Consider the following 25,327-nt stretch of genomic DNA (forward strand, 5'->3'; position numbering starts at 1 on the left):
GCCCATCGGCAATTGCCAGGCATCCGCGCTGATCGACCGCATGGGCCGCATGGTGTGGGCCTGCGTCCCGCGCGTGGACGGCGACCCGGTCTTTTCTTCTCTGCTGGACGACAAGGGATGGGACGACCCGCAATCGCGAGGTTTCTGGGCCATAGAGCTGGAAAATTGCGTCGCGGTCGAACAACATTATATCCGTAATACCCCGATCCTGGTCACCCGCCAGAGCGACGCGCAGGGCAATGCGATCGAAATTTTCGATTTCTGCCCGCGCCACCGGCATAAGGGCCGCATGTACCGGCCGGTCGCATTCATCCGCATCGTGCGTCCGGTAGCCGGCTCTCCCCGCATTCGCGTCAAGTTCCGCCCGACGACCAGCTGGAACGGCGAGAAGGTGCCGATCAGCTATGGTTCCAACCATATCCGCATCGTCCTGTCCTACATGGCGATGCGCGTGTCGACCAATGCGCCGATCGGCCTGATTTCGCAGGAAAGCTGGTTCCGGCTGGAACAGGACGCCCATTTCTTCATGGGGCCTGATGAAGGCTTTTCCGACGCGCTGCGCCCGGCGATCGAGCGGATGCTGGACGACACCATCCATGAATGGCAGCTCTGGGTCCGGGGCCTGGCCATCCCCGCCGAATGGCAGGAAGCGGTCATCCGATCCGCCATTACGCTGAAACTGTGCCAGCATGAGGAAACCGGCGCGATCGTCGCCGCGCTCACCACCTCCATCCCCGAACATGCCGATAGCGGGCGCAACTGGGACTATCGCTACTGCTGGGTTCGCGACGCTTATTATACCGTCGAGGCGCTGAACCGGCTCGGCGCGCTGGACGTGCTGGAATCCTATCTCGTCTACCTCCGCAACATCGTGGATGGCGCGAAGGGCGGGCACATCCAGCCGCTCTACGACGTGCGCGGCAATGCGACGCTGACCGAATGGGAGGCGGAAAGCCTGCCCGGTTATCGCGGCATGGGGCCGGTCCGCGTGGGCAATGCCGCCTATGAACAGATCCAGCATGACGCCTATGGCCAGATCGTGCTGTCCTCCGTGCAGGGATTTATCGACCAGCGATTGCTGCGCATGGCGGGCCATGCCGATTTCGAGGCGCTGGAGGCGGTCGGCGAACGGGCGTGGCAGGTGTATGACCAGCCCGACGCGGGCCTGTGGGAATTGCGCACCCGCGCCCATGTCCACAGCTATAGCGCGGTGATGTGCTGGGCGGCCTGCGATCGGCTGGCCCATGCCGCCGTTGCCATGGGCCTGCCCCTGCGCGCCGCCCATTGGGAAAATCGCGCCGAAACGATGAAGGCGCGCATCCTGGAGGCATCATGGCGGGAGGACAGCCGCGCCATTTCCGCCAATTTCGAGGATGATGCGCGCGACGCATCCCTGCTCCAACTGCTCGACCTGCGCTTCCTGACCGCTGACGATCCGAAATTCATCGGCACGCTCGCCGCGCTGGAAGCGGACCTGCGGCGCGGCAACGACATGCTGCGCTACAGCGCGCCAGACGATTTCGGCGAGCCGGTAACGGCGTTCAACGTCTGCACCTTCTGGCTGATCGAGGCGCTGCACCGGACCGGGCGGACTGAGGAAGCCCGCGAACTGTTCGAGGAAATGCTGTCCCGCCGCACCGGCGCGGGCCTGCTGTCCGAGGATATCGATCCCGTAACCGGGGAATTGTGGGGGAACTATCCCCAGACCTACTCATTGGTCGGCATCATCAACTGCGCCGTCTTGCTGAGCAAACCGTGGAGCGCGATGCGATGAGCCGTTTGATTGTCATTTCCAACCGGGTCAGTAGACCCAGCAAGACCGGCAATCAGGGCGGTCTTGCCGTCGCACTGTCTCAGGCGTTGCGCGAAAGCCGGGGCATATGGGTCGGCTGGTCGGGCGAGGTCACGGACAATTTCACCGGCCATATCGGCTTTGCCGAGGATGAAGGGGTCAAGACGGCGACGATCGACCTGGAAGAGCAGGATGTCGACGAATATTATAATGGCTATGCCAACAAGACGCTGTGGCCGCTGTTTCATTTCCGCATAGACCTGGCCGAATATGCCCGCGATTTCGAGGGCGGCTATAACCGCGTCAACAAACGCTTTGCGGAGACGGCCAGTCCGCTGATCGAGCCGGAAGACGTCATCTGGGTCCATGACTATCACATGATCCCGCTGGGCCAGATGCTGCGCGACAAGGGGTTGAAGAACCGCATGGGCTTCTTCCTCCACATCCCCTGGCCGCCCACGCGCCTGCTGGTGTCGCTGCCCCATCACAGCAAGCTGGTCAGCACCCTGTTCGCCTATGATGTCGTCGGCTTCCATACCGAGGAATGGCTGGAATCCTTCCGCCATTATGTCGAACGGGAAATGGGCGGCACGGTGAACGGCGATTTCGTCACGGTCGGGGATCGCACCATTCAGGCGGTCGCCTGCCCGATCGGCATCAACGCGCAGGAATTTGCCGACGCCGCCACCAGTGACGCGGCCGAAGCGATGCAGGCGCAGGTCCGCGCCTCCCTTCAGGATCGCACGATGATCGTCGGGGTCGACCGGCTGGATTACAGCAAGGGGCTGGAAGAACGGTTCAACGGCTATGGCCGTTTCCTGAAGGATCATCCCGAACAGCATCGCAAGGTGGTGCTGACCCAGATCGCGCCGCCATCGCGCGGGGAAGTGGAAAGCTATCAGCAGATCCGCGCCACGCTGGATTCCATCGCGGGCCGGATGAACGGTGAATATAGCGATGTCGACTGGACGCCGATCCGCTACGTCAATCAGGGCTATCCGCGCGACAAGCTGGCCGGCATCTATCGCAGCGCGAAGATCGGGCTGGTGACGCCGCTGCGCGATGGCATGAACCTGGTGGCGAAGGAATATGTCGCGGCGCAAGACCCCGAAGATCCGGGCGTCCTGATCCTGTCGCGCTTTGCCGGCGCGGCCATGCAGCTCAAGGACGCGCTGCTCATCAATCCCTACAGCCCGGAGGAAATGTCCGACGCCATCCTGCGCGCGCTGGCGATGCCGCTGGACGAGCGCAAGCGGCGCTGGCGGGCGATGATAGACAGCGTGGAACAGCAGGATATCAGCTGGTGGCGCCAATGTTTTACCGGCCGGCTGACGGCTGTGGACCGTGACCATGCCCCGGCGGAGGTCGAGGAAACGGCGGAATGAGCGAAGATGTCCGGCATCTGAGCATCAGCATCGCCGTGCCGCTGGCCCGCGCCTATGCCTTTGCCCATCGGCCGGACAATTTCCCGCTCTGGGCGGCAGGCCTGTCCACTTCGCTTCACCATGATGGCGAACATTGGGTGGCGGACACGCCGGCCGGGCCTGCCGCGGTCCTGTTTGCGCCGCCCAATGAACATGGCATCCTCGACCATCATGTGCGGATTGCGGGGCAGCCGGACATCTATATCCCACTGCGGATGATTGCCCATGGGGATCGCACGCAGGTGATCTTCACTCTGTTTCGCCAGCCGGGCATGGACGATGCCGCGTTCGAAGCGGATGCCCAGGCGGTAATGGCCGATCTCCGGGCGCTCAAACAGTTACTGGAGCGGGACGCCGGTTGAGTATGGTCGCGTCCGTCGCTACGGCCGGCCCATGCATGAGGATGATGATAATGAACTGCGCGGCCTGTGGCCTGCCATCCGCGCCCGATCCGGCGTCATATTGGGCGTGGTCGGCCTGATCGCCTGGTGCGCGATGATCTGGTTCATGTTCGGGGACGTACTGTAGCGCGGCGCACGCAATTGCACCCCTGACGATATTGCTCTATGGGCCGCGTTGAACAGCCCCGGCACCCGCTGATCCCTTTCGATTCGCGTTTGCCGGGGCGCATTGTTTTTGTGACAAAAAGACAGGAACGCGCATGGCCCGTCGCCGCCAGATCTACGAAGGCAAGGCAAAGATCCTTTATGAAGGCCCGGAGCCGGGCACGATCATCCAATATTTCAAGGATGACGCCACCGCCTTCAACGCGCAGAAGAAGGGTACGATTTCCGGCAAGGGCGTGCTCAACAACCGGATTTCCGAGCATATCTTCACCCTGCTCGGCCAGATCGGCGTGCCGACCCATTTCATCCGTCGCCTCAACATGCGCGAACAGCTTGTCCGCCAGGTCGAGATCGTGCCGATCGAAGTCGTGGTGCGCAACGTCGCCGCCGGTTCGCTCAGCAAGAAGCTGGGCATCGAGGAAGGCACGCAGCTGCCCCGGACTCTGATCGAATATTGCTACAAGGATGATGCGCTGGGCGACCCGCTAATCTCCGAAGAGCATATCGCCTGCTTCGGCTGGGCCACGCAGGAAGAGATGCACGACATTGCCGACATGGCGATCCGCATCAACGACTTCATGTGCGGGCTGTTTGCGGGCATCGGCATCCGCCTGATCGACTTCAAGCTGGAATTCGGCCGCCTCTATGACGGCGACTACAGCCGCATCATCCTGGCCGACGAAATTAGCCCCGATGGTTGCCGCCTGTGGGACATGGCCACCAACGAAAAGCTGGACAAGGATCGCTTCCGTCGCGACCTGGGCGGCGAAGTGGAAGCCTATCAGGAAGTGGCCCGCCGCCTGGGCCTGCTGCCCGAAGGGCTGGACACCACCGTCCTCGACCTCGACACGCATCGCAAGAAGCGCGAGAAGGACTGAAGACAGAAAGGCCGGCCACAGCGCCGGCCTTTTTTTGGCCTGTACCCTTTCTCTATCCCCGTTCGGGCTGAGCCTGTCGAAGCCACTTACTTTAGCGCGGCCCTTCGACAAGCTCAGGGCGAACGGATGGGTTTTGTTGAAGGCTACGCCGTCAGCGCATCAACCAGCAGTTTCAGCCCCAGCAGCACCATCAGCACATAGATGAGCGTGTAGAAGCGCGCGGCATCGACCCGGCGGACCAGCGCCACGCCGGCGAAGGTCGCTCCGATCGCGATCGGCACCAGCATCGCCGTCGCCATCAGGTTGCGCGTGGTGAACTGGCCGAGCGCGGCATAGGCCGGCACCTTCATCCAGTTCATCGCGGCAAAGGCCACGGCCGTCGTCCCGACCAGCATGTCGCGGGGTAACTTCCTGGGCAGCACCCACATTTGGAAGGGCGGCGACCCGGCATGGGCGATCTGGCTGGTGAAGCCGCTGCCGATGCCGAAGAGAAAGCCGATCCAGTCCGGCGAACTGGAGGGCAGGGCGATCGCCCCGCCCCGCTCGACCCAAAGCCGTTGCAAGCCGAACAGCATGGAAATGACGCCCAGCACGCCCAGCACCGTGCTTTCCGGCACTTGCGCGGCGAAGAGATAGCCCAGCCCCACGCCCACCGCCATGCCGGGCAGCATCACCGCCAATATATGCCCATCCCAGCTTTTGCGGAACGCCCAGACGCTGACCGCATCCTGAAGGATCAGGATCGGCAATAGGATCGCCGCGCCGCGCACCGGATCGACCCCCAGCGCCATGATCGGCATCGCCAGCGCCCCCACGCCGGCAAAGCCGCCCTTGGCAAGGCCGGAGACGATGACGGCGATGATGGCGCAGGTGAAGTAGAGCAGGTCAGAGTTCATCCCGCCCGCTTAAGCGATGTGCGGGGCAGAGGGAATGGCTGGGATGGTTGGTTAGGGGACTGTCGGCTTCTGGAAGAAAGGTGTTGGTTAGCAGAAATTGCCGTCTTAGGCTGGGCAAATGAGTGAAAACCACCACAGAATGAGCGTACATTTTAGAGCACGGCGACATATGCTCTATACGATCATCGCTATGCCCTTCATTATGTGGTGCATTCCAATTCTATTGCTATCTCTAGGCGTTTCTCCGCAATCACTACCGATGTTCATTTTGCCGCTTGCAGCACTGTGGCTATTGGTGAGTGGCATCGGAGCCCTCGTTCTCGCTTGTCCAAACTGCGGGAAGTCGTTGTTCATGCGCGGATTTATAAGTGTCCCTTGGCCCGAAAAAATCTGTGGAAAATGCGGTAACGACTTGACCAATCCATAACCGTCGCTGCACCTAACCACGCCAATATGATAGTTCGCTTTCCAGCCATTCAACCGACAATGCCAAGGGCAACTTCTGGTCGCTTGCAGTCATATCTCTCGTCATGCCGGGCTTGACCCGGCATCCCGCTTTCTTCGCAAGCTTCAGAAGAAGCGGGACCCCGGATCAAGTCCGGGGTGACGGAAGTTGATCGCTGCCCGCCGCCTCGTCGCACATGTGACATCGTCCTACCAATGTAGGATTTTATCTGATCTATCCTGTCGGATGACAGTCTCCCTCCGCCCTATCCGGCCCTGCCACCACCCAGATCAACCGCGCCATCGTGACGCGACTGTCGCGTTTCCGGCGCGTCGCAGTGGCCTGCCTGTTGCGGCAACGACGCGGCGGCGTTCCCTTGCGGGCGCATCGCTGTCGCGTGAGCAACTCATGGCCGCCTGTTTCCGGCACTTTTGCTTGTCCAGTGACGGTGTGAACTTTGGCCGGCCGGGGCAGGCGTGACCCTGCCGTGACCTGCGCATTCATGCGGGCCGCCCGCACGCATGCCCTCAGCGTTTCGCGCGATAGCCGATCAGCAGGCCGAAGGCGAAACAGGCGAGCAAGGCGAGGCGGACCTTCCCGTCCGGGTCGCTATAACCCACAATCTGCTGTCCCCATGCGAACAGCCCGACAAACATCGCCAGCGCCAGCCCGGACATCGTACGGCTTCCCCCAAAATCTGCCGGACACATTAGAGCAATGGTAGCTAAGAAAGTCATAATGGCTTGCCTCCACGCGCCCACGCGCCTAGGGGGTGCGGCAATGTCCGGCCGCGCGATTTTGCGCGGCGCCAGTCGATTCCAAGGAGTCCGCGTCCCATGAAAGCCCGCATCTTCGTCACCCTCAAGGGCGGTGTCCTCGATCCGCAGGGCCGGGCGATCCAGCATGCGCTGAGCGGCCTGGGCTTTGACGGCGTCAATGACGTGCGCGCCGGCAAACTCATTGAACTGGATCTGGCCGACGGCACCAGCGACGAGGATATCGACGCCATGTGCCGCAAGCTGCTGGCCAACACGGTGATCGAAAATTACCGCATCGAAAAGGTCGCCTGAGCCATGAAGAGCGCCGTCATCGTCTTTCCGGGCAGCAATTGCGACCGCGACCTGGCGGTGGCGTTCGAGGCTGCGACGGGAAGCAAGCCGGAAATGATCTGGCATCGCGACACCGACCTGCCCGACGACATCGACCTGATCGGCGTGCCGGGCGGCTTTTCCTATGGCGACTATCTGCGTTCCGGCGCGATGGCGGCCCGATCGCCGGTGATGCAGGCCGTGGCGAAGGCCGCCGATCGCGGTGCCTTCGTCCTGGGCATTTGCAACGGTTTCCAGGTGCTGACCGAAAGCGGCCTGCTGCCCGGCGCACTGCTGCGCAATGCCGGTGGCCATTTCGTATGCCGCGACGTCGCCCTGACGGTCGAGAACGCCCAGAGTGCCTTCACCAGCCTCTATGAGGCGGGGGAAGCGATCACCTATCCGGTGGCGCATCATGACGGCAATTATTTCGCCGACGACGCCACGCTCGACCGGCTGGAAGGCGAAGGGCGCGTGGCGCTGCGCTATGTGGAAAGCGTCAATGGTTCGGCCCGCAACATTGCCGGCATCCTGAACGACGCCGGCAATGTGCTGGGCATGATGCCCCACCCGGAGCGCGTGATCGAGGCGGCCCATGGCAAGACCGACGGCCAGCGCCTGTTCAAGGGGATTGTCGAAGGGCTGCTGGCGAAGGCGTAAGCCGCCCTTCCCGATCGGCACAAAAAAGAGCGCCCCCCCTCGGGAAGGCGCTCTTTTTTTATGTCCTACAGTGGGGTTGCAAGCCTATCCTCGGCGTAGATCAGCCGCCGCGATGATAGTCATAATCCAGCGTCCGTCCCTGCTGCTTGGTGAGAATGGCGCCGATGATCGCGCCGCCGCTGCGCCGCAGACGCTCCACCGCCGCGCGCAGGCCGCCATGATGGTTCCGCCCCAATTCGACCACCAGCAGGCTGGTTTGCGCCTTGGCGGCCAGCAACGGCGTGTCGCCAAGGCCCAGCAGCGGCGGCGCGTCGATCAGCACCGTATCATAGCCATCGCGCACCGCCGCGAGCAGCGCATCGAGCGCGGGCGTGGACAGGAGTTCGGACGGATTGGGCGGCAACGTTCCGCAGGGCAGCAGCGCCACGCCCGACACGCCAGTCGGCACGATCACGTCCTGCGCCCTGGCTTGTCCCGTCAGCACCTCGCTGATGCCGCGCGACGCCGACAGGCGGAACAGGCGATGCTGGGCCGGACGGCGCATATCGCCATCAACCACCAGCACCGACTTGCCGAGGCCTGCAAGCGCCAGCGCAAGAGCGTGGAGGGTCAGCGACTTGCCCTCCCCCTCCTGCGCGCTGGTGACGAGGATGGAACGCGGCAGGCCATCGGCCGAGGCCAGCAGCAGGGAGGACGCAATGGGCGTGAAGATTTCCGGTGGCTGGGGATTGTCGCCCGTTACCGGCACCGCGCCCAGCAGTGGCAGGCCGACCCGTTCGGCCAGCGTGTCGGCCGACGTCACGGCATCGTCGAAGATGTGGCGCGCCGCCACCAGCAGCAGGCCGAGTGCGATGCCACCCAGCGACGCCAGCAGCAGGATGCGGCCGATGCGTGGAGAGAAGGGCTTGGTGGGGACTGCCGCGCGGTCGAGCGGCTGGATGCGGCCAGCCTGGAAGCCCGCCTGCGACGCCATGTCGCGATAGCGCTGCAACAGGCTGTCATGCAGCATGCGATAGGTGTCGACCGACCGTTCCATGATGCCCACCTGGACGTCGCGGCCCTGCTCGACCCGCGCCTGTTCTTCCAGTTGGGCGATTTCCTTGGCGATCTGATCCTCGCCGCGCCGCGCGACTTGATATTGTTCGCGCAGCGACGCACGAATGGTATTGGCCACGGCATCGGCCTGTTCATCGAGCGCAGCCAGCCTGGCCCGCGCCTCCCGCATTTCGGGATGCGCATCCTTGCGGAATTGCCGTTCCTCGGCGATCACTGCGCGGGCCTGCGCCCGTTCGGCCATGATCTGCTGCATCGCGCCATTGCCGAGCACTTCTGGCAATGTGTCGACGCTGGACTGGCGTGCGCTTTCCCAGCGCTTTTGCGCCGCGATCCGATCCGCCACGGCCTGTGCGCGATAGCCGTTCAACTGGGCAAGGCGCGTCGCCACCGATCCGTCAGGCGAGGCCGGTGGCTGGGGCGCCTTCGCTGCCTTGCCTCCATCCTCGGCTTTTCCCTCCGAAGGCAGAGGCGCGCCATTGCGGGCGGCATAGACAGCCAGATCGCGCTCGGCCCGCGACAGGTCGTTGCGCGCGCCATCCAGTTCACCCAGCAGGAAGCGGCGCGCCTGCACGCCGGATTCGAAGCCTCGTTTCAGGTCGGCTCGGATCAGGCTGTCGGCATAGCTGTTGGCGATACGGGCCGACAGGACCGGATCGGCGCTGACGAAGCTGATGCGCAGAACCCGCGACTTGCCGGGCAGTTGCACCTCCAGATTCTCGCGCAGCAGGCGCACGACCATGTCCTGCTCCACCTGCCGTTGCGACAGGGTGCCGACGCCCTGGGTCGGGCGCTCCCGATCCATCCCCTTGAAGAAGGTCGGCGTGCCAACCAGTGCCAGCGACCGCGAAACCTCTTCGGCAAGGGCGCGGCTGCGCAACACTTCCAGTTCGGTCTGCATCAGGCTTTCGGTATCGTTGGCAGCCCCTGCCCGTTGTGCCGCCGTGGACCCGGCCGCCCCTGCCGGCACATCCTCCACCTCGACCGACGCGGTGGCGCGATAGTCAGGCGTCGACATCAGGATGACGATCGCGCCGGCCAACAGGCTGAGCGCCATGGTGACGAACAGGATGATGCGGTGCCGCCGCAGGATGAGCCAGCCATGCCGGGCCGATGCGGAAAGGCGCGCGTTCAGGCCGGTGGCGTCTTCGGACGAATGGGTAAGCGGCGCCATCATCGTCCTCCGTCCAGCGCGATGAAGCCGGTGGCGAGCGCCGGCACGGCCAGCAGCGCGCCGCCCAATATCGCCTTGGCACGCGACAGGCCGACGATCACCCGGTCGCCGGGCAGGATTTCAGGATCGGGCGCCTTGCCCTTGCGAATGGCGGCGAGGTCGAACAGTGCTGCCTGACGCTGGCCGTCCAACTGGCGCACGACAACCACCTGGCCAAGGCCTGCAAGACGTGTCGGCCCCTTGGCCAGCGTCACGGCCTGTAACAGGGTCAGTCGGCCCTCGACCGGGTACAGACCGGGTTCGCGGACTTCCCCGTCCACGGTGACGCGGCGTCCCACCGCCTTTTTGACGAACAATGTGACTTGGGGGGAGACGAGATAGCGCTGCCCGAGCCGACCGGCGATGACGTCAGCAGCCTCGCCCGATGTCAGGCCGGCAACCGATATATCGCCGACCAGCGGCATGCGGACCATGCCGGTCGCCGTTACCTGCGCGTCTTCCAGCGAGAGATCGGGTTCATGATAGACCTGGATACGCAGCACATCGTCGGGCGCGATGCGATAGTCCATGCCGACGGCCGGCGCGGGCGGGATGGCGGCGTAGGCAGCTTCGCCCCGCGGCGCATCTTCGACGGTCGAACAGGCGCCCAGCAGTCCGAAGGCTGCCAGGGCGACGATCGATCCATTGATGCTGTTTGCGCGCTTCATCCCCGCTTTCGCCCCGTCAAGACCCAGTCGAGGCCGGGGGTTAACGAGGCGACGCGGCGATGGCAACCGCAGACGGGACGGGCCGAACGCCCTGCCCGTGCAGAAATTGACGTATCAGACGGCGAGGCGACCGGGCGCCGGTTCCGCCAGACGGCGCGGCTGATCGGGCCAGATTCCCCTGGTGTCATAGACAGCCTTGCCGGCGCGTTCGTCGACGGGGACAGATTTGAACATGTCATGATCGACAAGAATGACGAACACGCCACATTGTTCCAGAGCCGTATCGAGATCGATCAGTTCGGCGCCGGTTCCCGCAAATTCCATCGGCAGGTCGCGGGCATAAGGCTCCACCAGCTTGATGCGGCGGCCATAGCGGCGGGCGAGACGCGCAGCGACCTTAACGGCCGGGCTTTCGCGGAAATCATCGATATTCGCCTTGAAGGCGAGGCCCAGGCAGGCAATGTCCTCGCCCGCAAAGGCGTCGATCAGGTCGGACGCCTTGGCGACGACATAGTCGGTCTTGCCATCATTCACTTCGCGCGCGGTGCGGATGATGCGGGCATTTTCCGGATCGCCATGGACGATGAACCAGGGATCGACGGCAATGCAATGGCCGCCCACGCCGGGACCGGGCGACAGGATATTGACGCGGGGATGCCGGTTGGCAAGGCGGATCACCTCCCACACGTCAATGTCCATATTCTCGGCGATCACCGACAATTCGTTGGCGAAGGCGATGTTGACGTCGCGGAAGCTGTTTTCGACCAGCTTCACCATCTCGGCCGCGCGGGCGGTGGTGGTGATGCAGGCACCGCGCACGAACTGGCGGTAGAAGCCCAGCGCCTTGCGCGCGCAACGGGGGGTGATGCCGCCGATGCAGCGATCATTGTCGATCAGTTCGACCAGGATGCGACCGGGCAGAACGCGCTCGGGACAATAGGAAATGGCGATGTCGCCGGCGATGCCCTTGCCCGGCATCTTGAGGTCGGGGCGGATGGAGCCGATGACGTCGCGCATCGCTTCGGTCGTGCCGACGGGCGAGGTGGATTCGAGGATGACGGTGTCGCCGGCCTTGAGCACGGGGGCGATGGTGCGGGCGGCCTTCAGCACATAGCTGATATCGGGTGCGCGATCTTCCGCCACCGGGGTCGGCACCGCGATGATGAAGACGTCGCTTTCCTCGACCTCCAGGCTGGCGCGCAGATTGCCGCGGGCCACTACGCCCTGCACCAGGCCGTCAAGATCGACTTCCTCGATATGGACGCGGCCGGAATTGACCGTCTCGACCACATGGGCACTGACGTCCACGCCCACCACCTGCGCGCCACCACGGGCGATCAGGGCGGCGGTCGGCAGGCCGATATAGCCAAGGCCAATGACGGAAACCTTCTGCTTGGCATCGACGGGCATAAGGCTGGCAATCCTTCAATCGGTGAATTTGGTCGCGTTTCTGCCCGAAAATGCTGAAGATTTCGGTAACGGTGCGTCGGTCAGGCGATCAACTGAGCAAGCGGACGCCGATAAGCAGTGTAAGCCCCGCCCAGCCCAATCCAACATATAGACGCATTTGCCGCTGTTTCAGAACCTGCCCGGATGGCAGGCGCACGGCAGGCTTGTCCCAGGCCCAGATCATCAGCGCCGCAAATGGCAGGGTGGCATAGAGCAGCATGAGCAATCGACCGATCCAGGCAGGTGCCCCGATGGCGAACAGGACCGCCTGCGCAATAGCGGTGAGAATGAAGGCCATGACGAAAGCGCAGCAGATGACGGGCGCATAGCTTCTATAATCAGCCAGCGTGAAAATCTCGTCCTCATCCGGATGATCGTCGGCAAACAGCCGATCGCGTTGATCCCGATCAGGCAACACCAGCGATCACCGCCGCGATCCGTTCGGCCGCCTGCCCGTCGCCGAAGGGATTGTGGGCACGCGCCATGGCCTGATAGGCGTCCTCATCATCCAGCAACGCCAGAACTTCCCGGACGATCAGATCGCGATCGGTGCCGACCAGCTTGGCCGTGCCGGCCTCCACGCCTTCGGGCCGCTCGGTCGTTTCGCGCATGACCAACACCGGCTTGCCGAGCGAAGGCGCCTCCTCCTGCACGCCGCCGCTGTCGGTTAGGACGAGATGGCACATGTCGAGCAGGCGCACGAAATGAGGATAGTCGAGCGGTTCGATCATCGCGACATTGGTGAGGTCGCCCAGCACCGCGTCCATCACCGGGCGGACATTGGGATTGGGATGGACCGGGAAGATCACGGCCACATCGGGTCGCGCGGCGATGTCGGCGATCGACCGCGCGATCGCTTCCATCCCGCCACCGAAATTTTCCCGCCGGTGACTGGTAACGGCAACGATCCGCTTGCCGGCAAAGCGAGCCGCCAGATCATCCAGACCGGCGGCCAGCGCCGGTTCCGCCAGCACCCGATCGCGCGTGGCCAGCAAGGCGTCGATCACCGTGTTGCCGGTGATATGAATGCTTTCGGTCGCCCGGCTTTCCTTCAGCAAGGCATCGGCCGCCGCCTGTGTGGGCGCGAAATTCATGTCCGCGATGCAGGCGACGACGCGGCGGTTCACCTCCTCCGGCCAGGGGTGATGGATGTCACCGCTGCGCAAGCCCGCCTCGACATGGGCGACCGGGATCTTGCGATAATAAGCGGCCAGGCTGGCGACCATGGTCGTCAGCGTATCGCCATGGACGATGATGCGATCCGGCTTTTCGGCGTCGAATGCCTTGCCCAGTTCCACGATCAGTCTGGCCGTCAGGCCATCCAACGTCTGATTTGGCACCATCACGTCCAGATCGACATCGGGCACGATGCCGGCGATGGCCAGCACCTGATCCAGCAGGCCGCGATGCTGGGCGGTGACGATGACACGGACATCCACCCCCGGCTGCGCGCGCAGCGCATGGACGACAGGAAACATCTTGATCGCTTCGGGTCGCGTCCCGAACACCAGCGCTACCTTCACAATCGCTCCTTTGCCTGTCTTAACGCTCCGCTTGTCGCAGAAAATGGTAACCAGCCCCTGAACGATCTTGCGGAATTCATCGCTGCAACGCAGCGAATTGTAATGTGCAGAGACTATGGTAGAGCCTCCGCACAGTCACCACGCCATTAGGAGCTGAACAGTTCATGAAAATCACGATGATCGGCACAGGTTATGTTGGACTTGTGTCAGGGGCCTGTTTTGCGGATTTTGGTCATGACGTGGTGTGCGTGGACAAGGACGCGGGGAAGATCGCGGCGATCGAGTCCGGTCGGATGCCGATTTTCGAGCCGGGCCTGGACAAGCTGGTGGGCGACAATGCGGCGTCGGGCCGGCTGACGTTCACCACCGACCTGGCCGCCGGGGTCAAGGGCGCCGACGCGATCTTCATCGCGGTAGGCACGCCCTCGCGCCGGGGCGATGGCCATGCGGACCTGAGCTATGTCTATGCTGCGGCGCGGGAAATCGTCGAGGCGCTGGATGCGCCGGCGGTGATCGTCACCAAGTCGACCGTGCCGGTGGGCACCGGCGACGAGGTCGAGCGGATCGCCCGTGAGCTCAAGCCCGACCTCGACATCCAGGTCGTGTCCAACCCCGAATTCCTGCGCGAAGGCGCGGCCATCGGCGATTTCAAGCGGCCCGATCGCGTCGTCGTCGGCACCACCGGGTCCGAACGCGCGATCGCGGTGATGAGCCAGGTCTATCGCCCGCTCAACCTCAACCAGGCACCGCTGATGTTCACCGGCCGTCGCACCGCCGAACTGATCAAATATGCCGCCAACGCCTTCCTGGCGACCAAGATCACCTTCATCAACGAAATGGCCGACCTGTGCGAAGCGGTCGGCGCCGAGGTGCAGGACGTGTCGCGCGGCATCGGCCTCGACAACCGCATCGGCTCCAAATTCCTCCATGCCGGCCCCGGCTATGGCGGTTCCTGCTTCCCCAAGGATACGCTGGCGCTGGTCAAGACCGGCCAGGATCATGACGCCCCGATCCGCATCGTCGAGACGGTGGTGCAGGTCAACGACCTTCGGAAGAGGGCGATGGGCCGCAAGATCGTCAAGGCGCTGGGCGGCGACGCGCGCGGCAAGACGGTCGCGCTGCTGGGCCTGACCTTCAAGCCCAATACCGACGACATGCGCGACGCCCCCAGCCTCGCCATCGTCCAGGCGCTCGAAGATGCCGGCGCGAAGATCGTCGCCTACGACCCCGAAGGCGCAGAGGTCGCGGCGCCCATGATGCCCAAGGTCGTCATGGCCAAGGATGCCTATGAAGCCGCCAACGGCGCCGACGCGCTGGTGCTGGTCACCGAATGGGACATCTTCCGCGCCCTCGACCTCAAGCGCATCGCCGAAAGCATGAACGGCACCGCCCTGGTCGACCTGCGCAACATCTATCCCGCAGAAGAGGCCGCCGCCGCTGGCTTCACCCTCTCCCGCGTCGGCGGCAACGTCGGTTGAGGGATAGGCAAAGGCAGGAAGGGCGTCCGACGGACGCCCTTCCCCGGCTGCGTCACTGGATGATCGCGGCCACCCTATTATTTCTGACGGGCATTATCGTACCCCTCTTCGCCGCCTTCATCTGAAAGGCCGGCGACATGCGCCAAAGGGCAGCTTCGCGCCCTATGCCTTGATCTTCCAGCCGCGCTTCAGCAGCATATAGCAAAGGCCGCCCAGCAGGAGATTGAGCCCCAGCAACACGCTGCTGCCAACCACCACATTCACATCCGCCGCCGCAACGAACCCATAACGGAAGCCCGATATGATGTAGAAGAAGGGATTGGCATGGCTGATCCCCTGAAACAGCGGCGGCAGGCGGTCGATCGAGTAGAAGGTGCCCGACAGCAGGGCGAGCGGGCTGATCACGAAATTGGTGATCGCAGCGCCATGATCGAATTTTTCCGCCCAGATCGAGGTCAGCACGCCGAGAAAGGCGATGAAGCTGGTACCGAGCAGACCGAACCACAGCACGGCCCACAGATGCGCCGGCGTCACATGCACGCCCGGCCACAATACCATGGCGAGCCACAGGGCGCAGCCAACGAACAGCGCCCGCGTTATCGAGGAGGCGACCAGCGCGAACAACAATTCGCCAACCGCAATCGGCGGCATCAGATAGTCGACCAGCGTCCCCTGCACCTTCCCCACCATCAGCGCAAAGCTGGCATTGGCGAAACAGGCGTTGATCATCCCCATGACGATGAGGCCGGGGGCGATGAAATCGGCGAACGGCACCGCTTCCCCGCGCAACATCACCGTCCGCCCGCTGCCCCCCAGCGCAACGATGAAGATGATGAGGAACATCAGCGTGGTGATTGCCGGTGCCCAGACCGTCTGAAGCTGCACCTTCATGAAGCGGCGCACTTCCTTCGCATAGAGCGCCCAGGTGCCGGCCCAGTTGATGTTGCGGATCTGCGGCACGCCCGGTTCGGCGAATGGCGGCTGGACCGCAGGGGCGGCATGAATTTTTGGCTGGTCGTTCATGGTCGGATCGACTATCGGCTGGTCCGTTGTGCTGCAAGGGGGAAGGTCCAAGGATTTGAACCTGCGCGGCGTGCTTCCCATATAGGAAGCCAGACGAGATTTGTGAGGAGTTTTTCATTGTCCTGGACCGACGAGCGTATCGACCAGCTCAAGGGGATGTGGGAGCGCGGCCTGACCGCCAGCCAGATCGCCGACGAACTCGGCGGGGTCAGCCGTAATGCGGTGATCGGCAAGGCACATCGCCTGGGCCTGCAATCCCGCCCTTCGCCGGTCAAGGCGAACGAGGCCCCCAAGAAGGCGGCCGCCGCTGCCCCGCGCAAGCCCGCGCCTGCACCGGAAGTCGAAGCGCCCCGCGCGGCTGCGCCGACCGTCGCCGCGCCTGTGGCACCGGTTCGTGCGCCCGTCGCTGCCCCCGCAGCGCCTGCGGCCTCCGCACCGGCTGCCGTTGCTACGGACGCACCGGCGCCGGCGCCGCAACCGCGCATCATCTCGGTCGGCCCCGGCGGCTTCCTGCGCCAGGGCCCCGGCGACCAGCAGGCCCCGATCCCGCCCGCGCCGCCGCGCCGTCTGGTTCCGGCCAAGCCCAGCGCCGAGATCGCCGACAAGACCAGCCTGCTCGATCTGACCGAGCGGATCTGCAAATGGCCGATGGGCCATCCGGGCGAACCGGACTTCCATTTCTGCGGCGAGGCGGTGAACCCCGGCTTCCCTTATTGCGTCGAGCATTGCGGTCGCGCCTATCAGGCGCAGTTGCCGCGCGGCACGCGTCGCCCGCCTCCGCCGCTGCCTTTCGGCGGTCCGCGCGTTCGCTGATCTTTATCGAGAGATAATAGAAAGGCCCGGCTTCCATCTGGAAACCGGGCCTTTTTTTTCGTTTGAACGATATCAGAAGCGGAAGCTGGTCGTTACCATCACGCTTTGCGTATCGAACTTGTCGCCGCGATTGATGCTGGCCCCACCCGACGGCGTCAGGCGGAAAGGATTGGTCGCAGGCGCACTGCCCGCACCGACATCGACGCGATAATCGCCGACATTATAGCGGGTCCACAAATAGCGGACACCGATCGAGAAATTGTCCGATACCTTGGCCTCTATGCCGCCACCCATGGTGTAGCCCCATCCGTCTTCCTTGCGGTTGACCTCGGTAAAGCTGTTGGCGCCGTTGCTGGTGCTGAAATTATTCTTCACCTTTGCATAGGCCAGACCGCCGGTGATGTAAGGCATGATGCCGCCATTGGTCGTATAGCCGAGGCGCGCGCGCAGATTGGCGTTATAATCGATGCTTCGGCGCATCGTGTAGAAAGCCGGCGTGGTCGAATATTCGGTAACCTTGTCGTCGATATAGGCCTTGCCCGCTTCGGCTACGACACCGGCAACGATATTGCCGAACTGCCGGTCATAGCCGACATGCCCCATCCAGCCGATCGCATCCTTGTCGCCGTTGCAGCCACTAGCCGGAGTCGGCCCGCGCGCCGCGCCGCCACAGGTGCCCGGCGAAAAGGCGTTGGCGCCCGTCGATGTACGAATGGCATCATCATAATTGCCGTCGGCATCGGCATCGAAACGCAGATGCTCGCCACCATCCTTCTTCTGCCAGTTATAACCGAAGGAACCGCCGATATAGGGACCGGTCCAGTCGGCAGGGGCGCTATCCTGCGCAAAGGCCGGTGCCGCGAGGGCGAGCGCCAGCGTGGCGCCAAGCGGCGCGATCAGGGTCAGTTTCATGGGTTTTCGTCTCCTCACCTGATGCGGAGAGGTTCACTCCACATTCCGAACGCCAACGAACCGCCGCGTCATTTTGTTGCAGCGCACTTCGTTACATAAGATTGCTGCTGTGCCCCCCTGTGCAACGCTTGCACCCGGCGCTCGTCCGCTTATAGCTTATGGCATGTCCGAAGACCTGTTCGCCGCCAACACCCCCGCCGCCCCACAATATGACGCCTCGACCATCGAGGTGCTGGAAGGACTGGAGCCGGTCCGGCGGCGCCCCGGTATGTATATCGGTGGCACGGACGAACGCGCGCTGCATCATCTGGCCAGCGAAGTGCTGGACAACAGCATGGACGAGGCGGTTGCCGGACACGCCACGCGGATCGAGGTGACGCTGGAGGCTGGCAACAAGCTGACGATTACCGACAATGGCCGGGGCATCCCGGTCGATCCGCATCCCAAATTTCCGGGCAAGTCGGCGCTGGAGGTCATCCTCACAACCCTCCATTCGGGCGGCAAGTTCGAGGGCAAGGCTTATGCCACCTCCGGCGGCCTGCATGGCGTCGGTATTTCCGTGGTCAACGCCCTGTCCACTGACACCATAGTCGAAGTGGCGCGCAACAAGGAATTGTTCCGCCAGAAATTCTCGCAAGGGTTGCCTGTCACGACGCTGGAAAAGGTTGGCGCTGCACCTAACCGGCGCGGCACTTTAGTCAGCTTCGTGCCCGATGCCGAGATTTTCGGCGAACAGAAGTTCAAGCCTGCTCGCCTGCACCGGCTGGCCCGGTCAAAGGCCTATCTGTTTGCGGGCGTCGAAATCCGCTGGAAATGCGCACCGGAACTCATCAGCGACGACACCCCTACCGAGGCCGTGTTCCAGTTCCCCGGCGGCCTCGCCGATCATCTGAAGGAGCAGGTCGGCGATCGAGATTGCGCGACCAGCGTCTTTTTTTCGGGCAATCAGGATTTTCCGGGCGAAGCCGGCCGCGTCGAATGGGCGGTCGCCTGGCCGCTCTGGTCCGACGGCAGCTATAGCTGGTATTGCAACACCATCCCGACACCCGATGGCGGCACGCATGAAGCGGGTCTGCGCGCTGCGCTGGTGAAGGGCATCCGCGCCTTTGCCGAACTGGTGGGGCAGAAGAAGGGCAAGGATATCACGGCCGACGACATCATGACGTCGTCAGAAATCATGCTGTCGGTCTTCATCCGCGATCCCCAGTTCCAGAGCCAGACCAAGGATCGGCTGACCAGCCCGGACGCTGCGCGACTGGTGGAAAATGCCGTGCGCGACCATTTCGACCATTATCTGACCGACCATATGGACCGGGGCAAGGCACTGCTCGCCTATGTCCTCGACCGGATGGACGAGCGACTGAAGCGCAAGCAGGAGAAGGAGGTCAAGCGCAAGACCGCCACCAACAGCCGCAAGCTGCGCCTGCCTGGCAAGCTGACAGATTGTTCGAACGACGACCCGGAAGGCGCTGAAATCTTTCTGGTCGAAGGCGATTCGGCCGGCGGCTCCGCGAAGCAGGCACGCGATCGCAAGACGCAGGCAATCCTGCCGCTGCGTGGCAAGATCCTCAACGTAGCCTCAGCAAATACCGCCAAGATCCTGGCCAATCAGGAAATTGCGGACATGATCCTGGCGCTGGGCTGCGGCACGCGCAAGGATTGCAACCCGGATCATCTGCGCTACGAACGCATCGTCATCATGACCGATGCCGACGTCGATGGCGCGCATATCGCCACGCTGCTGATGACCTTCTTCTTCCAGGAAATGCCGGAACTGGTGCGCCGCGGGCACCTCTATCTCGCGCAGCCGCCGCTCTATCGCCTGGTGGCGGGCGGCAAGAGCCTCTACGCCAAGGATGACGCCCATCGGGAAGACATCCTGCGCAAGGAATTCAAAGGGAAGAAGGTCGACATCAGCCGCTTCAAGGGGCTGGGCGAAATGAACCCGATGCAGTTGCGCGAAACCACCATGGACCCCAAGACACGGATGCTGATCCGCATCACCCTGCCCGACGATGTCGAGGACCGGCAGCAGGTGCGCGATCTGGTCGACCGGTTGATGGGCACCAACCCGGCGCATCGCTTCGCCTTCATCCAGGAGAATGCGGCGGCCGTGGACGAGGAAGCGATCGACGCATGACGCGCGGTGCGGGATCGGTTTGAGCATGCGCCTCTGGTCGATCCTGCTCAGCCTGATCCTTACGGCACTTCCCATGCAGGCTTCTGCCGTGACCGCCCCAGCCTATCAACGCCGAGCCGAACAGTTGCTGCGCATCCTTGCCGCACCCGGCGGAGAGAGCGCGTTTTTCTCCACGCTCTTTCTGGACGCCGTACCTGTCGATCGCTGGCGCGCCATCGCCGCCGATCTTCGCGCACAGCATGGTGCGCCGCTGAGCCTGGGTGCCGTACGGACCGATAGTGCGACCGCCGGACAGGTCGAGATCCGCTATGAAAAGGCTACGGTCGGCTTCACGCTGGTGGTCGCGCCACAGGCACCCAATCTGGTCGTCGGCCTGCATATCGTCGGCGCCCGCACCGCCAATGACAGCCTGGACAAGGTGGTGGCAGAGATTGGCGCCCTGCCCGGCTTCACCGCCTTTGCCATTGCGCGGTTGGGTGCGGGCGCGCCCGAGCTGCTGCACACCCATCACCCCGATGCGCAGATGGCGACGGGATCGAGCTTCAAGCTCTATCTCCTCGCCGAGCTTGCCCGTGCGACGGCGGCGCGGGAAAGGCGCTGGAGCGATGTTGTGCCGCTGGGCCCCAAAAGCTTTTCGGGACGACTGATGAGTTGGCCCGACCGCGCCCCGATGACGCTGCACAGCCTGGCCACCGATATGATCGCGGAAAGCGACAATAGCGCCAGCGATACGCTGCTGTTCGCACTGGGACGGACAAAGGTGGACGCGATGCTGAAAGCGACCGGCCATGCGGATGCGGACAAGGCACTACCGCTGTTGAGTACCGCCGAAGCCTTTGCGCTCAAAATGCCTGCCAATGCCGACCTGCGGCAGCGCTATATGAATGCTACGCCCACTGCCCGCAGGGCATTGTTGCGCGAAGCTGCTCCGCGGCTAAGCGCCGACAAGGTGGATGTTGGCAGCGTCGCCGAAGTCCCCACTGCGATCGACAGTATCGAATGGTTTGCGAGCGCGCGCGACATGATCGGCCTGCTCGACTGGCTGCGCCAGCACGGCGGCGATGCCTTGCCGATACTGGGGGTCAATCCCGGCATCGCCCCCGCCGACGCAAAGCGCTGGCGCTATCTGGGCTATAAGGGGGGCAGCGAGCCCGGCGTTATGGCGATGAACCTGCTGGCACAGGCGAATGACGGCACATGGTATGCCGTCAGTGGCAGTTGGAACAATCCTGCCGCGCGGGTGGAGGAAGGCAAGTTCGTGGCGTTGATGGCGCGCGCGATGAATATACTCGCGCACTGAGCGTTCAGCGTCTGGTGGCGCAGATCTTCACGCGCGCATCAGACCAGCAGGCCCCTTCCCGCTTCAGATTTTCCGACAATAACGCCTGGGCATGGGTAATGCCCGGCTCCTCATTCCATGTCGCGCCTGCCGTGCCATCGCCATTGGGCGTCAGATAGGCGAAATAGGTCTTCACTTCGTTTTCACCATCGGAATTGAGGATCAGGCCACCCTTCCCATCGCCCAGCGGGAACATCGGGCATGTCTTCCTGATATCGAGATAGACCTTGCCGTCGATCTTCAAATAGCAATCGCCGTAAATCGGACTTTCCGGGTCGCGACCGGTCGATGCGTCCGTTTCGATCGCATCATCCTTCCCGGTAGAGGTGGCGGCATTCACGGCGTTGGCGGCAGGCTGGACAGCAGGCGCCACGTTAGCGGCCACCTCCTCCCTGACCGGACCAGCCGCATTATCACGCTCTGTGCCGGAGCAACCTGCCACGAACAAAGCCGTCAGCGCCACCATCATCGGATATTGCATCGCACCCCCCGCTTGCCGCGACCGCCCGCCATTAGCTCATGCGCTTGTCAGCGCTTCCACCAGCGCCTTGACCTTCTTCTGCCGCCATTGCGGCAGCGGCGCGATCAGCCAATAGGCCAACAGCGTCGGGACGGTATCGCCCACCTGTCGCACGCGCCCCGATGCCAGGTCGGCCTGCGCCAGCAGCATCGGCACGCGGGCGCGGCCAAAGCCGTTCGCCGCCGCCTCGATCGCCAGACCGCCATCGGCCACGCGGATGATCGCCGGCTTGTCGCCCGATGGGCAGCCGGGCCAGTCGATGCGATGATCCGGACCGCCCGATGCCGCTTCAACCGTGACATAAGCGGCTTCGCCGATCTTGATGCCCTCATGTTCGCCGGCACCGTCGCTCAGGCGCAGGGCGATATCCAGATTGGCTTCGGTGAAATCGAGTGCCTCGTCCGCCGAAATCAGTTGGAAGGTCAGATCGGTCTGGCTGGCGGCATAAGCGGCCAGACGCGGCTGGAGCCATTTGGCGGTGATGTCCCGAGGGGCGGCAATGGTGAGCGCGTTGCTGGACTGGCCCGCCTGCATGGCGCGCACCGCTTCCTCGAACTCCAGGAAGCCTGCGCGCAGCGCGTCGAGGCCTGCCTCGGTTTCCGGGGTCAGTTCCAGCCCCTTGGGCGTGCGGCGGAACAGGACGACGCCGAGCATGTCCTCCAGCGCGCGAATCTGTTGCCCCACGGCGGCCGGCGTCACCGCCAGTTCGTCCGCTGCCCGAGTGAAGGACAGATGCCGCGCAGCCGCATCCAGAACGCGCAGACCGTTCAGGGGCAAATGGGTCCGCTTCATTCGGCCACCGCCGGTGCGATCAGGGCGAAGTGAGGAATGGCGACATCGAAAGTTTCGCCGCCGACGCCGATCATACGATAGCTGCCCTTCATCGAGCCGGTCGGCGTGTTGAGAGGGCAACCCGATACATAGTCATAGCTTTTCCCCGGCTGTACCACCGGCTGCTCACCCACCACGCCGTCGCCATCCACCATATGCTGCGCGCCGCGCCCGTCGGTGATGATCCAGTGGCGGGTCAGGAGCTGTACCGGCTGGTCGCCCTGATTTTCGATGCGGATATGATAGGCCCAGAACCAGCGGCCCCGGTCCGGCTCCGACTGTTCGGGCAGGAAGGTGACGGCGACATGGACGGTGATATCCCGCGTGGTCGCATGGAAGGGGAAGAGCGCGTTCACGTCTCAGAAATGCGCCCTAACCCCCTCTTTCGTCAACGCCCTATCGCGCGCAAAGCCTGATCGAGATCGGCGATGACATCATCGGCATCTTCCAGACCGACATTGAGGCGCAGCATGTCTTCGGTAATGCCGACCTCCAGCCGCGCCGCTTCCGCCATGCCATAATGGGTGGTGGATGCCGGATGGGTCATGAGCGAGCGCGAATCGCCGATATTGTTGCTGATGTCCACCAGTTCGAGGCCGTTGAGCAGGCCATGCGCCTCCGCCCGACCACCGCCGACATAGAGCGAGAAGATCGGGCCTGCCGCGGCCATCTGCTGCATCGCCAGCGCATGCTGGGGATGGCTTTCCAGACCCGGATAGTTGACCTTGGCCACGCGCCCTTCGAGGAATTTCGCGACCTTCAGCGCATTTTCGCTCTGCCGGTGGATGCGCAGGTCCAGCGTTTCCAATCCCTTGAGCACCACCCATGCGTTGAAGGCACTAAGCGTCGGGCCGGTGTTGCGGTGGAAGGGCAACAGGACATTGTCGATCCAGTCGCGCGTGCCGCAAATGGCGCCAGCGAGCACACGTCCCTGCCCGTCCATCATCTTGGTCGCGCTATAGGCGACGACGTCCGCGCCAAACTCCATCGGCCGCTGGAGGGCTGGCGACGCGAAGGCATTGTCGACCACCGTGGTGATGCCGTGCGCCTTCGCAATCGCGCAGACGGCCGCCAGATCGACGATATCCATCGTCGGGTTGGCCGGGGTTTCGAAGAAGAAGACCTTCGTATTCGGACGAACGGCCGCTTCCCAGGCGGCAGTGTCGCTGCCGTCGATGGTCGTCGTTTCGATGCCGAAGCGCGGCAGTAGCGTGTCCGTCAGCCAGCGGCAGGAACCGAAGGCCGCCTTGGCACCGACGACATGATCGCCAGCCGACAGTTGGCAGAGAAGAGCAGCCGTCATCGCAGCCATGCCGCTGGCGGTGGCGCGGCAAGCCTCGGCACCTTCCAGCAGGGCGATGCGCTGTTCCAGCATCTCCACGGTCGGGTTTTGCAGGCGGCTATAGGTCATGCCCTGCTGCTCGCCGGCGAAGCGCGCGGCGGCATCCTCGGCCCGATCATAACTGTAGCCGCTGGTCAGGAAGAGCGCTTCGGACGTTTCGCCATATTCGCTGCGGGCCGTGCCGCCGCGAATGGCCAGCGTCGCCGGCTTCCAGTTCTTCGTGATCTCCGGGTTCTGACCGCTTTTCCGCTTCATATCGCCTTCCGCAATTCTACCCGCGGCGTTGCGCCGCCCAATATCTCGGCCATCTGGCTCATATCGCCATTACCGCCCGAGAGGATAACCGCAACCTTCTTGCCCTGCATTCGCGCCTTTTCCTGAAGAAGCGCTGCCAGGGCCACCGCGCCGGCACCCTCAGCCAGATTATGCGTGTCCTGCCAGTATATGCGGATCGCCTCCGCAACCTCATCGTCAGTGACACCAACGAAGCGGTCGGCGCGGGGACCGAAATAATCGAGTGCCGCCTGCACCGGGGTGCAGACCGCCACGCCATCGGCAAAAGTATGCGCGGTGGGCGAAGCGATCAGCCGGCCTGCCTCGAAGCTGCGTTTGGCCGCATCGACATGGGCGGATACGACGCCGACGACCCTGGTCTTGAGGCCCAGCGCATCGCGCGCCGCGATCGTGCCGCACAGGCCCGATCCGCAGCCGACCGGGACATAGACCGTATCGAGGTCCGGCACCGCGTCGAACAGTTCCAGCCCATAGCTGGCAACGCCGCGCACCAGTTCGTCATGATAGGCGGGGACCATGAACAGCCCCAGTTCCTCCGCCATGCGGATCGCTTCCGCCTTCGCACTGTCGAAATCATGGCCATGTTCGATGAGGTTGGCGCCGAAAGCGCGCATCGCGGCATTTTTTTCCAGCGCATTGCCATGGGGAACGATGATGGTGGCGGACAGGCCAGCGGCGGTGGCAGCGCGCACCTGCGCCTGACCATGATTGCCGCGCGTCGCGGTGATGATGCCGGTGACGTCCGGATGCGTGCGACGGAGCCAGTCGATATAGGTGATTGCCCCACGCACCTTGAAGGCCCCCGTGGGCGTGTGATTTTCATGCTTCACCCACAGGTCGCAGCCCGATCGCCGACCGAGCAGCGGCCAGGCATATTGCGGGGTTGGCGGCACCTGAGCATGAACCATGGCGGCGGCGGCGCGAAGCGAGGTAAGCGAGAAATCGGTCATAGTCCCCCCTTATCCGCCGGGCATGGAACA

Annotated in this window: 25 protein-coding genes; 11 read left to right on the forward strand and 14 right to left on the reverse strand. The window is 63.6% G+C overall.

What is annotated here, in order from left to right; all coding sequences use genetic code 11:
- Positions 1–4 precede the first annotated feature (4 nt).
- The 5 genes from ACNHGR_RS07420 to purC all read left to right on the forward strand — a co-directional run bounded on the left by ACNHGR_RS07420 (position 5) and on the right by purC (position 4,660).
- A complete protein-coding gene (locus ACNHGR_RS07420; RefSeq protein ID WP_475288356.1) occupies positions 5–1,774 on the forward strand; it encodes a glycoside hydrolase family 15 protein in 1,770 nt (589 codons plus the stop codon).
- Positions 1,771–3,177, forward strand: a complete 1,407-nt coding sequence (gene otsA / locus ACNHGR_RS07425) for an alpha,alpha-trehalose-phosphate synthase (UDP-forming) (RefSeq protein ID WP_475285088.1) — start codon at positions 1,771–1,773, stop codon at positions 3,175–3,177. Before ACNHGR_RS07420 ends, otsA begins: the two co-directional genes overlap by 4 nt.
- Complete coding sequence (locus ACNHGR_RS07430; protein WP_475285090.1) at positions 3,174–3,578, forward strand: SRPBCC family protein; 405 nt, start codon at positions 3,174–3,176, stop codon at positions 3,576–3,578. The genes otsA and ACNHGR_RS07430 overlap by 4 nt, the downstream gene beginning before the upstream one ends.
- A gap of 31 nt (positions 3,579–3,609) precedes the next feature.
- Positions 3,610–3,744: a hypothetical protein gene (locus tag ACNHGR_RS07435; protein WP_475285092.1), complete on the forward strand. Its 135-nt coding sequence runs from the start codon at positions 3,610–3,612 to the stop codon at positions 3,742–3,744.
- Positions 3,745–3,877: 133 nt separating this feature from the next.
- Positions 3,878–4,660 (forward strand): phosphoribosylaminoimidazolesuccinocarboxamide synthase, encoded by a 783-nt coding sequence (gene purC, locus ACNHGR_RS07440; protein ID WP_004207352.1) that lies wholly within the window; start codon positions 3,878–3,880, stop codon positions 4,658–4,660.
- Positions 4,661–4,803: 143 nt separating this feature from the next.
- On the opposite strand, the gene ACNHGR_RS07445 is transcribed toward purC, so the two are convergent.
- Both ACNHGR_RS07445 and ACNHGR_RS07450 read right to left on the reverse strand, forming a co-directional pair.
- Positions 4,804–5,556 carry a sulfite exporter TauE/SafE family protein gene (locus ACNHGR_RS07445; protein WP_475285094.1) on the reverse strand — a complete coding sequence of 251 codons (753 nt, stop codon included), beginning with the start codon at positions 5,554–5,556 and terminating at the stop codon, positions 4,804–4,806.
- Positions 5,557–6,528: 972 nt separating this feature from the next.
- Positions 6,529–6,678, reverse strand: a complete 150-nt coding sequence (locus ACNHGR_RS07450) for a hypothetical protein (RefSeq protein ID WP_184265523.1) — start codon at positions 6,676–6,678, stop codon at positions 6,529–6,531.
- 159 nt (positions 6,679–6,837) lie between these two features.
- On the opposite strand from ACNHGR_RS07450, the gene purS reads away from it, so the two are divergent.
- Together purS and purQ are read left to right on the forward strand one after the other, a co-directional pair.
- Positions 6,838–7,071, forward strand: a complete 234-nt coding sequence (gene purS / locus ACNHGR_RS07455; protein WP_056694119.1) for a phosphoribosylformylglycinamidine synthase subunit PurS — start codon at positions 6,838–6,840, stop codon at positions 7,069–7,071.
- 3 nt (positions 7,072–7,074) lie between these two features.
- Positions 7,075–7,749, forward strand: coding sequence for a phosphoribosylformylglycinamidine synthase subunit PurQ (gene purQ, locus ACNHGR_RS07460; protein ID WP_475285096.1), 675 nt, complete (start codon positions 7,075–7,077; stop codon positions 7,747–7,749).
- A gap of 100 nt (positions 7,750–7,849) precedes the next feature.
- Here the strand turns inward: purQ and ACNHGR_RS07465 are convergent, their stop codons facing one another.
- From ACNHGR_RS07465 to wecB, 5 genes are all read right to left on the reverse strand, one after another.
- On the reverse strand, positions 7,850–9,979 hold the full coding sequence (locus ACNHGR_RS07465; RefSeq protein ID WP_475285098.1) for a GumC family protein: 2,130 nt from the start codon (positions 9,977–9,979) through the stop codon (positions 7,850–7,852).
- Positions 9,976–10,683, reverse strand: a complete 708-nt coding sequence (locus ACNHGR_RS07470) for a polysaccharide biosynthesis/export family protein (protein ID WP_475285100.1) — start codon at positions 10,681–10,683, stop codon at positions 9,976–9,978. Before ACNHGR_RS07470 ends, ACNHGR_RS07465 begins: the two co-directional genes overlap by 4 nt.
- Positions 10,684–10,797: 114 nt before the next feature.
- On the reverse strand, positions 10,798–12,093 hold the full coding sequence (wecC, locus tag ACNHGR_RS07475) for a UDP-N-acetyl-D-mannosamine dehydrogenase (RefSeq protein WP_184265533.1): 1,296 nt from the start codon (positions 12,091–12,093) through the stop codon (positions 10,798–10,800).
- Between the two features lie 88 nt (positions 12,094–12,181).
- On the reverse strand, positions 12,182–12,547 hold the full coding sequence (locus ACNHGR_RS07480) for a hypothetical protein (RefSeq protein ID WP_184265536.1): 366 nt from the start codon (positions 12,545–12,547) through the stop codon (positions 12,182–12,184).
- Complete coding sequence (wecB, locus tag ACNHGR_RS07485; protein ID WP_475285102.1) at positions 12,540–13,655, reverse strand: non-hydrolyzing UDP-N-acetylglucosamine 2-epimerase; 1,116 nt, start codon at positions 13,653–13,655, stop codon at positions 12,540–12,542. The genes ACNHGR_RS07480 and wecB overlap by 8 nt, the downstream gene beginning before the upstream one ends.
- A gap of 164 nt (positions 13,656–13,819) precedes the next feature.
- Between wecB and ACNHGR_RS07490 the strand changes: the two genes are divergently transcribed.
- Complete coding sequence (locus tag ACNHGR_RS07490) at positions 13,820–15,133, forward strand: UDP-glucose dehydrogenase family protein (protein WP_184267011.1); 1,314 nt, start codon at positions 13,820–13,822, stop codon at positions 15,131–15,133.
- A gap of 162 nt (positions 15,134–15,295) precedes the next feature.
- Here the strand turns inward: ACNHGR_RS07490 and ACNHGR_RS07495 are convergent, their stop codons facing one another.
- Positions 15,296–16,156, reverse strand: coding sequence for an ABC transporter permease (locus ACNHGR_RS07495; protein WP_475285104.1), 861 nt, complete (start codon positions 16,154–16,156; stop codon positions 15,296–15,298).
- A gap of 117 nt (positions 16,157–16,273) precedes the next feature.
- Here ACNHGR_RS07495 and ACNHGR_RS07500 point away from each other — a divergent pair, with 117 nt between their 5' ends.
- Positions 16,274–16,969 (forward strand): GcrA family cell cycle regulator, encoded by a 696-nt coding sequence (locus ACNHGR_RS07500; protein WP_475285106.1) that lies wholly within the window; start codon positions 16,274–16,276, stop codon positions 16,967–16,969.
- 72 nt (positions 16,970–17,041) lie between these two features.
- Here ACNHGR_RS07500 and ACNHGR_RS07505 read toward each other — a convergent pair whose 3' ends face one another.
- On the reverse strand, positions 17,042–17,881 hold the full coding sequence (locus ACNHGR_RS07505) for an outer membrane protein (RefSeq protein WP_475285108.1): 840 nt from the start codon (positions 17,879–17,881) through the stop codon (positions 17,042–17,044).
- Between the two features lie 163 nt (positions 17,882–18,044).
- On the opposite strand from ACNHGR_RS07505, the gene parE reads away from it, so the two are divergent.
- Positions 18,045–20,021 carry a DNA topoisomerase IV subunit B gene (gene parE / locus ACNHGR_RS07510; RefSeq protein WP_475285110.1) on the forward strand — a complete coding sequence of 659 codons (1,977 nt, stop codon included), beginning with the start codon at positions 18,045–18,047 and terminating at the stop codon, positions 20,019–20,021.
- A gap of 25 nt (positions 20,022–20,046) precedes the next feature.
- A complete protein-coding gene (locus tag ACNHGR_RS07515; RefSeq protein WP_475288358.1) occupies positions 20,047–21,321 on the forward strand; it encodes a serine hydrolase in 1,275 nt (424 codons plus the stop codon).
- Between the two features lie 4 nt (positions 21,322–21,325).
- Here the strand turns inward: ACNHGR_RS07515 and ACNHGR_RS07520 are convergent, their stop codons facing one another.
- The 5 genes from ACNHGR_RS07520 to ACNHGR_RS07540 are packed head-to-tail and all read right to left on the reverse strand — an operon-like array spanning position 21,326 to position 25,297.
- Positions 21,326–21,841, reverse strand: a complete 516-nt coding sequence (locus ACNHGR_RS07520; RefSeq protein WP_475285111.1) for a hypothetical protein — start codon at positions 21,839–21,841, stop codon at positions 21,326–21,328.
- Positions 21,842–21,877: 36 nt separating this feature from the next.
- Positions 21,878–22,672 (reverse strand): LysR family transcriptional regulator, encoded by a 795-nt coding sequence (locus tag ACNHGR_RS07525; RefSeq protein WP_475285113.1) that lies wholly within the window; start codon positions 22,670–22,672, stop codon positions 21,878–21,880.
- Complete coding sequence (apaG, locus tag ACNHGR_RS07530) at positions 22,669–23,067, reverse strand: Co2+/Mg2+ efflux protein ApaG (RefSeq protein WP_184265564.1); 399 nt, start codon at positions 23,065–23,067, stop codon at positions 22,669–22,671. The genes ACNHGR_RS07525 and apaG overlap by 4 nt, the downstream gene beginning before the upstream one ends.
- Before the next feature lie 32 nt (positions 23,068–23,099).
- On the reverse strand, positions 23,100–24,308 hold the full coding sequence (locus ACNHGR_RS07535; RefSeq protein WP_475285115.1) for a trans-sulfuration enzyme family protein: 1,209 nt from the start codon (positions 24,306–24,308) through the stop codon (positions 23,100–23,102).
- Positions 24,305–25,297 carry a threonine dehydratase gene (locus tag ACNHGR_RS07540; RefSeq protein ID WP_475285117.1) on the reverse strand — a complete coding sequence of 331 codons (993 nt, stop codon included), beginning with the start codon at positions 25,295–25,297 and terminating at the stop codon, positions 24,305–24,307. The genes ACNHGR_RS07535 and ACNHGR_RS07540 overlap by 4 nt, the downstream gene beginning before the upstream one ends.
- Positions 25,298–25,327 lie beyond the last annotated feature (30 nt).

The sequence above is a fragment of the Sphingobium sp. RS1 genome, assembly GCF_056156825.1.

What these genes read in the sequence shown, in the direction of transcription:
- otsA (WP_475285088.1), top strand. Translation starts at nt 1,771, where the DNA reads ATGAGCCGTTTGATTGTCATTTCCAACCGGGTCAGTAGACCCAGCAAG.
- ACNHGR_RS07430 (WP_475285090.1), top strand. Translation starts at nt 3,174, where the DNA reads ATGAGCGAAGATGTCCGGCATCTGAGCATCAGCATCGCCGTGCCGCTG.
- ACNHGR_RS07435 (WP_475285092.1), top strand. Translation starts at nt 3,610, where the DNA reads ATGCATGAGGATGATGATAATGAACTGCGCGGCCTGTGGCCTGCCATC.
- purC (WP_004207352.1), top strand. Translation starts at nt 3,878, where the DNA reads ATGGCCCGTCGCCGCCAGATCTACGAAGGCAAGGCAAAGATCCTTTAT.
- ACNHGR_RS07445 (WP_475285094.1), bottom strand. Translation starts at nt 5,556, where the DNA reads ATGAACTCTGACCTGCTCTACTTCACCTGCGCCATCATCGCCGTCATC.
- ACNHGR_RS07450 (WP_184265523.1), bottom strand. Translation starts at nt 6,678, where the DNA reads ATGTCCGGGCTGGCGCTGGCGATGTTTGTCGGGCTGTTCGCATGGGGA.
- purS (WP_056694119.1), top strand. Translation starts at nt 6,838, where the DNA reads ATGAAAGCCCGCATCTTCGTCACCCTCAAGGGCGGTGTCCTCGATCCG.
- purQ (WP_475285096.1), top strand. Translation starts at nt 7,075, where the DNA reads ATGAAGAGCGCCGTCATCGTCTTTCCGGGCAGCAATTGCGACCGCGAC.
- ACNHGR_RS07465 (WP_475285098.1), bottom strand. Translation starts at nt 9,979, where the DNA reads ATGATGGCGCCGCTTACCCATTCGTCCGAAGACGCCACCGGCCTGAAC.
- ACNHGR_RS07470 (WP_475285100.1), bottom strand. Translation starts at nt 10,683, where the DNA reads ATGAAGCGCGCAAACAGCATCAATGGATCGATCGTCGCCCTGGCAGCC.
- wecC (WP_184265533.1), bottom strand. Translation starts at nt 12,093, where the DNA reads ATGCCCGTCGATGCCAAGCAGAAGGTTTCCGTCATTGGCCTTGGCTAT.
- ACNHGR_RS07490 (WP_184267011.1), top strand. Translation starts at nt 13,820, where the DNA reads ATGAAAATCACGATGATCGGCACAGGTTATGTTGGACTTGTGTCAGGG.
- ACNHGR_RS07495 (WP_475285104.1), bottom strand. Translation starts at nt 16,156, where the DNA reads ATGAACGACCAGCCAAAAATTCATGCCGCCCCTGCGGTCCAGCCGCCA.
- ACNHGR_RS07505 (WP_475285108.1), bottom strand. Translation starts at nt 17,881, where the DNA reads ATGAAACTGACCCTGATCGCGCCGCTTGGCGCCACGCTGGCGCTCGCC.
- parE (WP_475285110.1), top strand. Translation starts at nt 18,045, where the DNA reads ATGTCCGAAGACCTGTTCGCCGCCAACACCCCCGCCGCCCCACAATAT.
- ACNHGR_RS07515 (WP_475288358.1), top strand. Translation starts at nt 20,047, where the DNA reads ATGCGCCTCTGGTCGATCCTGCTCAGCCTGATCCTTACGGCACTTCCC.
- ACNHGR_RS07520 (WP_475285111.1), bottom strand. Translation starts at nt 21,841, where the DNA reads ATGCAATATCCGATGATGGTGGCGCTGACGGCTTTGTTCGTGGCAGGT.
- ACNHGR_RS07525 (WP_475285113.1), bottom strand. Translation starts at nt 22,672, where the DNA reads ATGAAGCGGACCCATTTGCCCCTGAACGGTCTGCGCGTTCTGGATGCG.
- ACNHGR_RS07535 (WP_475285115.1), bottom strand. Translation starts at nt 24,308, where the DNA reads ATGAAGCGGAAAAGCGGTCAGAACCCGGAGATCACGAAGAACTGGAAG.
- ACNHGR_RS07540 (WP_475285117.1), bottom strand. Translation starts at nt 25,297, where the DNA reads ATGACCGATTTCTCGCTTACCTCGCTTCGCGCCGCCGCCGCCATGGTT.